Origin of the sequence: Fibrobacter sp. (assembly GCA_012523595.1) — a bacterium.
In the GTDB taxonomy this organism is placed as follows: Bacteria; Fibrobacterota; Chitinivibrionia; order Chitinivibrionales; family Chitinispirillaceae; genus JAAYIG01.
On sequence record JAAYIG010000199.1, the window covers coordinates 39,963 to 52,529 of the forward strand.

At 46.0% G+C, this 12,567-nt stretch carries 10 protein-coding genes; all 10 read right to left on the reverse strand.

The annotated features are described in order from the left end of the window. Window position 1: 1 nt before the first annotated feature. The gene (gene rsmI, locus GX089_13905; protein NLP03583.1) at window positions 2–697 is read right to left on the reverse strand and encodes a 16S rRNA (cytidine(1402)-2'-O)-methyltransferase; all 696 of its coding nucleotides are present in this window, start codon (window positions 695–697) and stop codon (window positions 2–4) included. Beyond that, window positions 694–5,373, reverse strand: a complete 4,680-nt coding sequence (locus tag GX089_13910; protein ID NLP03584.1) for a hypothetical protein — start codon at window positions 5,371–5,373, stop codon at window positions 694–696. The genes rsmI and GX089_13910 overlap by 4 nt, the downstream gene beginning before the upstream one ends. Next, on the reverse strand, window positions 5,363–5,962 hold the full coding sequence (locus tag GX089_13915; protein ID NLP03585.1) for a hypothetical protein: 600 nt from the start codon (window positions 5,960–5,962) through the stop codon (window positions 5,363–5,365). Before GX089_13915 ends, GX089_13910 begins: the two co-directional genes overlap by 11 nt. Window positions 5,963–6,078: 116 nt before the next feature. Then, a complete protein-coding gene (gene ruvX, locus GX089_13920; GenBank protein ID NLP03586.1) occupies window positions 6,079–6,489 on the reverse strand; it encodes a Holliday junction resolvase RuvX in 411 nt (136 codons plus the stop codon). Then, the gene (locus GX089_13925; protein NLP03587.1) at window positions 6,470–8,164 is read right to left on the reverse strand and encodes a DUF4388 domain-containing protein; all 1,695 of its coding nucleotides are present in this window, start codon (window positions 8,162–8,164) and stop codon (window positions 6,470–6,472) included. The genes ruvX and GX089_13925 overlap by 20 nt, the downstream gene beginning before the upstream one ends. Before the next feature lie 20 nt (window positions 8,165–8,184). Then, window positions 8,185–8,559 carry a hypothetical protein gene (locus GX089_13930; GenBank protein NLP03588.1) on the reverse strand — a complete coding sequence of 125 codons (375 nt, stop codon included), beginning with the start codon at window positions 8,557–8,559 and terminating at the stop codon, window positions 8,185–8,187. Window positions 8,560–8,574: 15 nt separating this feature from the next. Further along, window positions 8,575–9,639 carry a tetraacyldisaccharide 4'-kinase gene (gene lpxK, locus GX089_13935; protein NLP03589.1) on the reverse strand — a complete coding sequence of 355 codons (1,065 nt, stop codon included), beginning with the start codon at window positions 9,637–9,639 and terminating at the stop codon, window positions 8,575–8,577. Further along, the gene (gene prmC, locus GX089_13940) at window positions 9,636–10,475 is read right to left on the reverse strand and encodes a peptide chain release factor N(5)-glutamine methyltransferase (GenBank protein NLP03590.1); all 840 of its coding nucleotides are present in this window, start codon (window positions 10,473–10,475) and stop codon (window positions 9,636–9,638) included. Before prmC ends, lpxK begins: the two co-directional genes overlap by 4 nt. A 57-nt stretch (window positions 10,476–10,532) precedes the next feature. After that, window positions 10,533–11,603 (reverse strand): peptide chain release factor 1, encoded by a 1,071-nt coding sequence (gene prfA, locus GX089_13945; GenBank protein ID NLP03591.1) that lies wholly within the window; start codon window positions 11,601–11,603, stop codon window positions 10,533–10,535. Further along, complete coding sequence (locus GX089_13950; protein NLP03592.1) at window positions 11,603–12,565, reverse strand: DUF1385 domain-containing protein; 963 nt, start codon at window positions 12,563–12,565, stop codon at window positions 11,603–11,605. Before GX089_13950 ends, prfA begins: the two co-directional genes overlap by 1 nt. Between the last annotated feature and the right edge of the window lie 2 nt (window positions 12,566–12,567).

Consider the following 12,567-nt stretch of genomic DNA (forward strand, 5'->3'; position numbering starts at 1 on the left):
GTCAGTGGTCCTCTTCTGATTCTGTCCTGAATCTGGTGTTAAGCATTATTACCATCTCTCCTCTGGGTGGATGTTTTTCAAAATGCTTAAGAAGAGAGTCTGGATCACCTCTGAGGTACTCCTCGAATACCTTGGTAAGTTCCCTGGCAATCACTACCTTTATATTCCCCAGGACCTCTTTGATCTCTGAGAGCACCTTGATAATGCGGTGGGGAGTTTCATAGAAAATAACAGTCCGGGGTTCATCTCTCAACGTCTCGAAGAGTTTGATACGCTGGGAACTCTTATGTGGCAGGAAATTCTCAAACACAAAACGATCAGTAGGCATCCCGCTGCCAACCAGTGCTGCAAGCAGAGCGGATGCCCCGGGGACTGGCACGATTTTTATGTTCTCCTCGATGGCTGCTTTGACAAGGTTGTAGGCCGGGTCTGCTATTCCCGGAGTACCGGCATCGGTGATAAGCGCCAGATTCTTTCCATCTTTCAGTTTCTGCACAAGTGAAGGAGTAACTTTCTCTTTGTTGAAATCGTGGTAGGCTATAAGGGGAACATTGATATCATAATGAGAAAGGAGTTTTCTTGAAACACGGGTATCCTCTGTGAGAATATAATCGGCTTCTTTGAGTGTACTTACTGCCCGGAAAGTTATATCGGCCAGATTGCCGATTGGTGTAGATACGATAAAAAGGGCCATCAATAACCCTCCAGTTTGGCAATTCTGATAGTTTTTTTCACACTCTTTTTGCCCTTGCTTGCTGTCAGTTTTACATAATAGGTTCCATTGGCAATTCTGTACTTATCTTCATCTTTGCCATCCCAGTCTTGTTCCTGATATCCTATAACATCGTGAAATGTCCAGGTTTTGATCTTTTTCCCTGTGACAGTGTAAACAGAAAGCACGACCTTGTCAGCCAGATCGGTGAGCAAGTAAGCGAAGCGGACCAATTTTATCCCATTTGGGGTTTTGTGTACAGAAAAAGGATTGGGGTGACAAGCCAGAAATTTAATCGAGAGGTCGTCGCCGGGCATATAGGCATAGGTTCTTGACGCGCGATTGCCTGCGAGATCCTCAAGGCTGATTTCAAGGGAATCGATTGTCCTCTGGGGTTTTGGATAAGCTGTGATCAGCATGTTCCTCAGGTCACCGGAAAATGGGATTTCAGAGTGGCTGTCCGGAGGGAGTTTTTTCCTGTTAAGAGAGATTGAAACTGATCCGGGATAAATTTCTGAAGGATCGGAGAGCATTATACTGAAAGGTTTGTCTTTTGCTGCGTAGTCAAGGGAATTCAGTGTTCTCCCAAAGACCGAAAGCTCGATGTCGGGGACACGTGTATCGGTAAGAAAAGAGAGTGACAAGGGTCCGCTTTCATTGGTTCGAACAGTGAATCGGGTATTGGAGGCATTAGGGCTGCCTCCTGCAGACCTCCACTTTGAAATCTGGCTGTCATACTGCATTACTGCCAGTTTGCCGGAGGCCGCGGTTGTTTTTTTCAGTGACCGGTTCAGGTCAGCAGTGTCCGGATGGAAGATCCAGATCAGGGTATCTGAACTGCTCAGAGCAGGACGGCTTCCAATTGACATCTCTGCGGCTGAGTCACTTTTCAGATTAAGCCAGCGTGAATCTGTCAAAAGAGGCTGAGCGACGCTCATAGGATTGTCAAATAGGAAGATTCTGCGAGGTTTGTCAAATTTACGCGTTGGTACGATCAATAATCCTCCTCCGGCGGAGCGGAGGGTATCGGATGGCCCTTTGAGTGTGGAATAGATAAGGTGGGTACTGGCTGTTACGCTGTTATTTCCACTGAGAATTTCGGTAAATCTGCCGTCGAAATTGAGTATCCCACTATATTGTAAAGTCCCCTGAGTATCGGGAATTGCTTTGGAGAAAGAACGGAAGGCTCCCGGGTTCAGAGAATCCTTACATTTCAGAACAGCAATGGTATCTGTGAATCCGTTCGGCCGTATCCATTGAAGAAGAATATTAAAGGGGGCAGAGGCGGCGTTTCCGATGTTAAGAACCGTGAATTTGATTCTCAGAGAATCATCTTCCCAGTTCAGTTTGATTGCATTTTCTGCGAATGCAAGATCGGGCCGACCTTTTATATTGAAGCTGAATATGGAACTTTGTTTGGTTTCTTCTGATGCGTAAACCTGGAAAAGAAGAAGCAGACGTTTATTTACATTTTCGCTGCTTGTAAGGGGGATCTTCTGGTTTGAAACCCATCGGTCGGCGCTGTCCGGATCCATTCTCATATCCAGCCATGAAACATCCTCCCTGTTGCCCTCAGAAAGAGCATAAAGAAGGCGGACAACAGGGGATGAACCGGTCTGAAGTCTGCAGTGGACAAGGACACTGTCTCCGAAAAACGGTTTTTCGGGTGACAAACGCACATTGTGTACCATGATTGTATCTTTCGCAAAAGAGACCCATCCCCGCACCTCAGCAGTGTCATTCCACGCATAAGCTCTGACAACACCGTTTGATGTACCGGCTTTCTCCTTTACAGAAAATGTTCTGGAAATGCTGCCCTTATTAACTGTGGAAATATTCTGATCCCATACCTCGTAACCTGCTTTGACAGTCAGTTTGATATTGCCTTTTTTTACCGGGCTGGTGTTGGCTTTTACCTTGAGGCTGTCTCCGCTCTCGAGGAAAGATCTTGAGAGTGAAATGTCAAGGGTATCCGGGGTGAGTACCCAGGGCAGGGCAGGATCGCCAAGAAGATTGTATTGACGGACAAGAAAGATGTACTCCGGCCCGTAGCGAACAAGCATGTTGAGTTCGCAGAAATCAAAGAGCTCTCCTATCGTACTGAAACTGCCATCAAGAGCAAGCTCCATAAGGAGCTTGTTCATCAGGAAATTTCCTGTCTTGGATGTATAGGCACTGGCTCCATAAAAGCAGATCGCGCCATTGTGATTGGTTCTTATAAATTCCTCTCCGAGGGAGCGGTAAGTGTTGCTTTCGAAGAATCCGGTGAGACAGGTAAAACTGAAGACAACCGGAAGTCTTCCTCCGCTACCCCATTGACCATTGTAGAGTTTTGGGAGATCGTTGTAACCGAAGAAATTGTTGTCGGACCAGATGTTTCCTCCGCCGTGGCCGTTGAAACTGATAAGAAAGACACCTGAATTGATGTTCCCTGCGATAAAATTGGAGGCAGTGAAACCGTCTCTGTAGAATTGTGACCCGGAATCCGCATCCATTCGTATTACGTTCAATTTTGAGCCAATTGTCTCATTTACTAAAGAGTTGTTGAATGCAGTAAAATCAGCTTCACCTCCGCCAAGCAGGAGCAGATTGTCACGCCAGTATCCACGCTGGGGATTTTTGATATACTTTACTGTCTTATCGACAAGAGTTCTTAACTCCTGTTCATTACCCGCAGGGAAACGGCCGACACATATATCAGGGAAGTTGTCCTCTCCCCAGACTGTTCCGAAATATCCGTCATCGGCACCCGGACCCCATCCGGGGAATCTTGAAAGGTGTGTCGGGACGACATTCAGGGAGCCTGTTTTGTCTAGATCGTGAGTGGTATCCCCTCCCAGAAGCAGGTAGCGGGGAGGTTTTTTTCCAGAAATTGAAAAGAGATATTTCAGAAAGGTTCTTATACTTTCAGGATCACGGATGCCATAAGAGAACCTGTTGTAGATATCATCGATATCAACAAAAGCTGTGCTCAGTCCAAGGTCGGTATGTACCTTGAGCAGCGGCTCAAATTCTTCACGAAACTTATTGCTGCTGATAATCAGATATTCTGTTCCCGCAAGTTTCTTCCAGTCATCCTTTATGGTGTCCAGCACCATGAGTGCTGGCGTAAGCCTTTTTTTCTTTGCCTGGGCAAGATACCGGGTTTCATAATTGATGCTGTCCTGGAAAGTCAGCGTTTTTGTGTTGCGGAGTCTGCCGCTTCCATCAGAGAGCAGAAAATCAACGAAATATCTGTTCCGGCCAATATCCCAGAGTTCAAGATCTTCTTCCCCGAAGTTAGTCAGTTCATATTCGACAACCTTTCCCAAGGCATTGGGATTATTCTTGAAGGATATGCTGTTTTCTTTTGTCTGGAAATTACGGTTATATATAAGCTCTATCCAGTTCAGAGCAGCGTAATCGTGAAAGTCTCTTCTGGAGGAGATAAAACTGATTCTGTTCAGATCTTCGAACCTGTCAACGGAAAAAGTATCGCTTTCATAGATGAAAAAGCGCTGTCCATCCCATACTGCCGTGTCTTTTGATCCTAGCGGGTCATTATTGAACAGAATTCTGAAATGGTGATCATTGCTGATAGAATCATTTTTTGTTACTCCCATTAATCCAATACGCATTTTGGCAGTTCCGGAAGCAGCAGCATTAGGAATATCAATGTTGAAAACTGTAAGCTGCTCTCTGCCGATATGCCCCCAGTACCAGTTATCGACATGTGATTGTGTCAATGGCGGATCTGTGACTTCATCGGGAGGAATGTCTGCCACACTTCCCAGGTAAAGGATAAAATTGTCGTATTCAAGATGTACAGTGTCGATAAAATCACGCGCTTCTACCAATTCTCCTGTAGTGGAGTACTGTGAAGGATCTTTTCTCGGTTGTCCGGAAACCTCTGCTACTCTGGCGCCGAGAGCACCTCCCCAGGTAAGCCAGTAACAGTTGGTATTTGAAAACTGTTCGTAGTAGCTGTTTTTTCCCCTGAGTGCTCTTCCGTAAAACAGTATCCTGTCATCAGGGCCCAACCTTGATTTATGAGAGTTGGTTACATAGATGGGAATCTCGCGGTCTTTCTCGAAGAGACGGAATGTTCTGGAATCGATTTTTTCAACTGGAATGCCCAGGTCTTTCAGGTCGGATGGGGTGATCTGATATATTCCATCTTTCACAACCGAAATGCGGATGCCTTTTGTAAACGAAATGGCGGGGAGTTCTGCCGCTGTTTTGCTTAATGGAGTGAAAAGGGGAGCAATGAGTACATTACCCTTGATAACAGCCTTTTCCTTTTCTGCTGTTCTGTAAACCGGTGAGTTGAAATGAAGTGAGATTTCTCCCTTCAGAGAGGAGGAATTTAAATCACCCATAGCTTTGAAACTGTACCACTGCAGCCAGTTGCTGTGGAACAGACCGCCTGATCTTTTTTCAACTTTAGCGGAGTGGGTTATCCCTGTAGTACTGTCATGGAAAACAGCTCTGAAGGTGCATTCTACGGTTGGCAGAGAAGTGAATGCAAACCAGCATTCTTCATCGGGGGAATGGTTTGTAATTTGGAAGCTTATCAGGGCTGAATTCTCGGACAGTGAATTCAGCTTATACCTGATCTCAGCTCCTGCATTGGAGATGAGAGTTAAGAGAATAAGGTAAAAAGCATGTTTTTTAAAGGACATTGAAATACCCGGTTTTCAAAGAATAAGTCTCATTAATCTCCACGAACAGAGCATAATGCCATTTGCCTGGTGCCAGCGGATGGAATTCAGGTGGAAAGCAGGCGCTGAACCTGGCAGGGTTGTCGGTTGCGGAGAATACAAGCTCTTTAGAGCTTGTCAATGTGTCACCCGAATTGTCATTCCAGATGTGGGCGTAGGAAAAGACTCCGCCTTTAATATCTGACTCCCAATGCAGGCATGTGTCCTTACTCAGAATATCTTTGTTTCTGGGTTGTGGAGCAAGCTTGAGAGAACATGGATCAGAGAGCTGTCCCTCTCTTCCCAGTTCATCAACTGCGTAAATTCTGTAATATATGACTGACAGGTTAATATCACTTTTCGGGAAAACCTGCGGTTCAAGAAAATCTTCAAGAGTGGATATTTCTGGTGGGATACCTGATGATCTGGTGAAGACATCGAAAACGGAATCTCCCGGCATTTTCCTGACCAGGGTATAAAACGAAATTGGAACAGGGATTGTTTCCGGTGGAGCCCAGGAGAGATGCACTCCTTCCATGTAATCTCCCAGAGCATCTTTTACGACTTTCAATTTTATCTCTGTAAATGCCGGTTTGCCTGGTTCAGGAGGGAGGGGAGCCGGTGGTTCACAGGTAAGTCCCATCATAACTGGACAAAGGCAGAGTAAGAAAAGATACCTCAAATCCCTCACAGATGGTCCTCACGATATGTTTCCAGAATCAGACACGCTGCCAGACGGTCAATTGCCGCCTTGTCACGACGCTGTTTCTTTTTCCTGAACAGCATCAATTCGGAAGCTCTTCTGGAAGAGCGGCTTTCATCGGCAAAATCAACCGGTTTACCGGATCGCTCTTTCAGGCTTTCCGCAAAACACCTTACTTCTTTTGACATTACCGTTTCGGCATCATTGATGTCAAGTGGAAGGCCCAGGACCAGAAGATCGGGGTTTTCCTGTCCGATGATGGAAATAAGGGGGATTATAGGATCAGGATGTTTTTTTCTGTCTATAGTTGTAAGGCCGCGGATATGTTGCCCGGAGCTGTCGGTAACGGCTATTCCTATTCTGCGCCGGCCATAATCAATGCCCATGAGCTTCATCTACCGCCTTCGTCCATTCCATCAGTACTTCAAGGGTAGACAGGTTTACATTACTGCTTTTGGGCTTTCTGTCGACAAGGAAGCGGAACTTTCCCTCTTTGAGGTTAAGGACGGCATAAATTGCATCCCTGCCCATTATTCCATTTGATGTTGCTGCATAAATGATACGTCCATTAAGAAAGTAGATAAGCGCGAAGGGCTTTTCCGTCTCGATGAGAATACATCCTGTTTTGCTGCCTATCTCTATAAACTGAAGCACCTCAATGAGGTTTCCGTCAGCAATGTTACCCTCCAGGGCAGAAGACTGTATGCTTTTCTGGATGTTCTGTGAATTGACAGCCAAAAGATGGGGAGTGACTACTTTGAAGATTTCCCGGTCGGAAAAAGTCACTCCCAGAAAGGTCATTGCCGGAAGAATGCGTCCTGGCTGCATTCCTGTGATGTCAGCGACATTGTACACGATAAAAAGAATTTTATCCGAACCAGGGATCTGTGAGAAAATTCTTTCCAGTGTTTGCAGGATGGTACGATCAAACCGGAAGTCTACTACCACCACTTCTGGAATGAGTTCAGAGAGTCTGTTGCGTAAGGATGGCAGATCTTTTATTGATGAGATCTGGAAACCGGCCTCAAGAAAACACTTTTCCAGAGTGGTAGTGGTATCTGTCAGGCTGTACTGTATTGTTTTAGGAGTCTTGGCAATTATAAAGACGTTCTTCTTGATTGCCAGCCCCTTATCACTGTCGCGCGCTGCTGCTTTTCTTTTTCTGATTATCAGAATCGGGATGAATATAACGATGAAGAAAAGAGCGACTGCGGCCGCCAGAAATCCTATCCCCCGCAGGTTGAGGGAGAGGATCGATCCCGGAGCATCGATGATATTCCCATACTTCCGCTCGATCCATCCGATAGTATCCTTGTACACTACTTTACACCAGGATTCCCCCTCACCTACAAGGGGGAGATTTTCACCTTTTTTAGCCATACCCAGAAGCGGGGCATCGGGGCTGAGATAAAGAAGGACTTTGGTCATTGAATAAGTGACCTGGAAATATTTGATACCTGGATCATCATCATCAAACTGGTGCACGACAGGTGGTGACTGCAAAAAATTCTGTTGTGTAAACCAGTTTTTAATGCGGGACTCTTTTTTTACCGGCTCTGGTTTCTGCTCACTTCTCTTTTGTTCCTTTCGGCTGCTGAAGGCTTTCTGTGTAGAAGCCTGTGACCTTCGGTAGTATGACGTGTCAATTGCTGAAACAGGTTTGTCAGAGACTTCTTCAGCGCTGACAACCGGGACAGAAATGGACTCTACCACCGCCACTGGACTATCTGAACTAACAGGAGGAGTTGGCACAGAAACGGGTTCAACCGGTGGAGGAGGAGGTGGTGGAAGTGGGGGAGGAGGAGTTGATGGTTCCAGGAGTTTTACTGCTGATTTGCGCAACCATCCACCGGTAATGCCTGGAACCTTTATCCGGTACCAGTCATTTATATCACTGAGAACTGTGCATTTTTCTCCCTTGTTAACCACTCCCAGAAGTTTTGAGTTCGGAGTAGGAGCTATATAGACATTGGTATAGGGATCAACTACTTCTACCTGCTTTTCCTGGGCAGCAGTCAAAGAGAATAAAATCAGTATCCAGGCTATTCTTTGCGCAATATTAATATTCATAATGAGTCTGTGCGAAAGACTCAGGCTTCCGCCACCTTGCTTTTAGAGATATAATAGTATACACCACCTGTAGTCCCGCCAATGAGCAATAATAAGAGAAGTATTGAGACTACAGATACGCCGCCGGGATTGTCCACAACTTCACCGGCCTTTTTCTCTACCCATCCGAAGCTCTCTTTAACTTTTACATGGTACCATGAGGTGCCTTCGAAGACCAGTTCCAGATGATCACCTTTTTTTGCCTGTTCAATTATCTCGGATTTAGGATCGAGTTCTTTGTAGACGTTCGCGAAAGGTGCTTTAACTTCTACATATTGCTTTTCATCCGCAGAAATGATACTGCTGAAACAGAGTACGGTAAAAATTGACAGAATGCCAAATGTAACTACTCTCATGGACAACTCCTCCTTCTATATATTAGATATCAAGCCGCTTATTAATCGGTTAAAATCTGATTGCGAATCGGAATCGGTAAACCTCAGTTTTATCTTAAGATACCAAAATTCTGAAGAAATAACAACTCCGGAATTCTTCAGCCTGAAGGCATCCTTTTCTGTTGTCACCAATCCCTGAGAATATAATTCGTGGATAGAATTAAAATCAGGTTCATTATATATATGATGATCGGAGAACTTTAATTCCCTGCATGGGTTTACCCCCAGACTCCTGAGCAGATCAAAAAAACGGTATGGCCGTGCTATGCCGCAGAAGGCGACCGGGTTTGTCAGAGGAGGTGTACTGCTTTGCTGTCCAGTGTTGAAATTCACCCAGCAGTCAGCTTCCTGGCACAGAATAAAACAGGGCAGACCAGGAAAACGCTTTGTTATCTCATCCTTGACCTTATAGCACTCCTGAACAGACCTGGAATCATCGATCAGAAATACCGCATCTGCTCTGTTGAGAGATTCAAGTGGTTCACGGAGGTATCCGCAAGGGATCAAACTGTCATGGAGAACCCTTTTATCGATGCAGACCAGATCAAGATCACGATGGAGCATCCTGTGCTGAAATCCGTCATCAAGAAGAAATACCGCATTCGTCGGGGTTATTCCAGAAAGTTTCCTGGCACTCCTGGAACGGTTTGCCGATACAGCGACCCAGGACTGAGGCAGGCGTGAATGAAACATAGAGGGTTCATCACCAGCTTCCTGCCATTCTACCTCTTCGCCCGGTTTGACAATCAGATCTTTCCTGCTCTGCCTTCCATACCCTCTGGAAAGCAGTGCCACAGGGATTCCCTCATTCTGCAGGTACTCTGCTGTCATGAGTGTCAACGGAGTTTTTCCTGTTCCCCCGGCCCTGATTCCTCCTATACTGATGACTTTGCGCTCTGCATGATAGCTGCGGGATGAGTCGGTATCGAAGAGCCTGTTCCGTCGTTTTACAAAATAAGAATAGATCATGCTCAGGGCTTTTACAGGAAGACTTCTGCCCAGCCATGGATGCAGTGGAGTGGGTTTATCTGAATCGATCATGGTTTTTCCGGTCTTGTGGCTCTCATTACTCTGGGATTTCCGCCCAGATCTTTACAGATTACTACTCCGGACCACCCTGAAGCAAGGAATATCTCTTTGACATACTCACCCTGATCATATCCTATTTCGCAGTAGATATGCCCGTTGCTTTTGAGCAGTCCGGGTGAATCAGCCGCAAGAAGTCTGTAGTAATCCAGACCATCCTTACCGCCGTAAAGAGCAGTACGGGGTTCGAAATCTGTCACCGAATTGTCAAGAGTTTCCATCTCTTTTGCTGAGATATACGGGGGATTGCTTACCACAAAATCAAACAAAGGGCGGTTTTTAAAAGCACTGAGCATATCGGCACAGACAAGATCGATTCCGGGGCCGCAGTTGATGGCGGCTGTTTTAAGTGCTTTAAAAGATAAATCGACAGCTACCGCTTTCCACCCCTTGTTATGTTCTGTCAAAATGCAGGAGATGATACCTGATCCGGTGCCTATATCTGCAAAAAGGAGATCGGGCGATTTTTCATTTGCTAAAACCTGCTCGACCAGGGTTTCTGTGTCGGGTCTGGGGATAAGGACATCGGGATTTACGGTGAATTCACGGGAATAGAAGTAGACTTTTCCGGTAATATAGGCCAGAGGTTCCCCTTTGAGTGCGCGCGAGAGTATTCTGCGCATTTTTTCTTCTGATGTATTGTCAAGCTCAGATGAGCGGTGGAGATAGAGGTCGGTTCTGGAGCAGTTCAGGACAAATTCAAGAATCTGCTCTGATTGCGGACAGGCCAGCTCTGCCATGGAAGGGGTGAGTTTGCTTTTCAGAAGTTCAAGTGCCTCTCCGATAGTCATAGTCTGGAAAAATAGTTAATTGAGGGGGAAGGCAGAGGCTTCCCTTCGGAGAATTGTTCAGATTCCTGCCTGCTGTACCTTTTCTTCCAGATCCGCCACAGCCAGAGCATCGATGAGTTCATCGATATCCCCATCGATCGCATTATCAAGATTATACAGGGTCAGGTTGATACGATGGTCTGTGATACGGTTTTGCGGAAAATTATATGTGCGGATCTTTGCACTTCTGTCACCGGTACTTACCATGCTTTTACGGGCGGCAGTCTCCTGGGCCTCAATCTCAGCCAGTTTCTGTTCGTAAAGCCTTGTCTGAAGCACTTTGAGTGCTTTGGCTTTGTTTTTATGCTGCGATTTTTCATCCTGACATGTGACGGTAATTCCAGAGGGAATATGCACTATCCGTACTGCGGAGTAAGTAGTGTTTACTGACTGGCCGCCAGGTCCGCTTGAGCAGTAAAGGTCAATTCTCAGGTCGTTTGGGTCTATATCGATTTCGAAATCGTCGGCTTCCGGGAAAACGGCGACAGATGCGGCTGATGTATGAATTCTGCCCTGTGTTTCTGTCTGAGGAACCCTCTGGACCCGATGCACACCGCTCTCATATTTCAGTGTCCCGTAGGCATTATCACCTTTGACCATGAAAATTATTTCCTTTATGGCTCCAAGGTCTCCGAAACTGGAGCTGAGAATCTCAAGACCCCATCCTTTGCGTTCGATAAAATGGGTGTACATGCGGTAAAGATCGGCAGCAAAAATACCCGCCTCGGTTCCGCCGGTTCCAGCCCGTATCTCTACCACAGCATTCTTGAGATCGTTGGGGTCGCGGGGCACAAGCAGATATTTTACCTTCTGTTCCAGTTCCGGCAGTAATTCCTGATTCACTTTCAGATCTTCACGAGCCAGTTCGAGTAGATCCGGGTCGGTCTCGGCCTGAAGGATCTGTTCAGCTTCGTTGATTGCGGCCAAGACTTCAAGATACTTTTTGTAAACAGGAAGATTCTTATTGATCGCGTTGTATTCCTTACCCAGTTTCTCCATCCGGGAGGGATCTGAGGCGACCTCCTGAGAAGAGAGCTGAGCTTCGAGCTCTTTTTTTTGCTCCAGGATGCTCAGGACCCTTTCTTTTATCATATTACCGCCTTCAAGGCAAGAGATGCCACCTCTAGTTGATGTTCATCGGGGTTTCTGGTTGTGATTTTCTGAAGCCACAATCCCGGTTTTATAAGAAGGCCCACAACAGGAGCGTTTTTGTATTTATCAGAGAGTTTCAAAACCTCGTAGGACATTCCACCTACAAGGGGGATAAGCGAGAGGTGAACCAGTAAACGTACCAGCACGTTGGGGAAAGGTCCCAGCCATGCTATATAGAGGGCGTCGATTATGGAAAAAAGAAAAATACAAACCAGGCCTACAAGAAGGATAAAACTTGTTCCGCACCTTGGGTGAACCGTTGTGTAGGGATTCATGTTTTCGAAATTCAACTCTTTACCGTCTTCAAAAGTAAAGATCGCCTTGTGTTCGGCCCCGTGATATTCAAATACACGCTGAATCTCTTTCCACATGCTGATGAGCACAAGGTAGCCTATGAAAAGTATTATGCGTACTATCCCGGCCAGAGTGTTAAACAGGAATGCGGATTCCTTTGGAATAAACTGGGAGATAACCCACATCGGTCCATACATAAAAACTCCGATGCTTATCGCCAGGGCTACAATGAAGCTGATCCAGGAATAGATTTTTTCGAAAACCGGGTTTCTCTCAGTTCCGCTGTTTTTATTCTCCTGTGTTTGTTCTGCGATTTCAGCAGACCTGGAGAGTGCTTTGTAGCCAAGAGACAGTGATTCTAACAGGTTAATTGCTCCCCTTAGAACAGGTCTGGAAAGAAATTTGTGTTTTTTGCAAACGGATGTAAAAGGAAACTGTTCGACCATAACCTCCGAAGGCCCTCTTCTGACCGCCCAGGAGACCTTGTCTTTCCCTCTCATCATTACCCCTTCTATGATAGCCTGTCCGCCGACTGTATTTTTCCGGGCAGCAAAGATAAGACTGAGTGGGAGGAAGAGAACTTTGAGAATAGCAGATTTGATCATTT

Bases quoted from the DNA above. Each gene is read 5' to 3' on its own strand.
- GX089_13930 (NLP03588.1), bottom strand. From the start codon at position 8,559: ATGAGAGTAGTTACATTTGGCATTCTGTCAATTTTTACCGTACTCTGT.
- GX089_13910 (NLP03584.1), bottom strand. From the start codon at position 5,373: ATGTCCTTTAAAAAACATGCTTTTTACCTTATTCTCTTAACTCTCATC.
- lpxK (NLP03589.1), bottom strand. From the start codon at position 9,639: ATGATCGATTCAGATAAACCCACTCCACTGCATCCATGGCTGGGCAGA.
- ruvX (NLP03586.1), bottom strand. From the start codon at position 6,489: ATGAAGCTCATGGGCATTGATTATGGCCGGCGCAGAATAGGAATAGCC.
- prmC (NLP03590.1), bottom strand. From the start codon at position 10,475: ATGACTATCGGAGAGGCACTTGAACTTCTGAAAAGCAAACTCACCCCT.
- GX089_13950 (NLP03592.1), bottom strand. From the start codon at position 12,565: ATGATCAAATCTGCTATTCTCAAAGTTCTCTTCCTCCCACTCAGTCTT.
- GX089_13925 (NLP03587.1), bottom strand. From the start codon at position 8,164: ATGAATATTAATATTGCGCAAAGAATAGCCTGGATACTGATTTTATTC.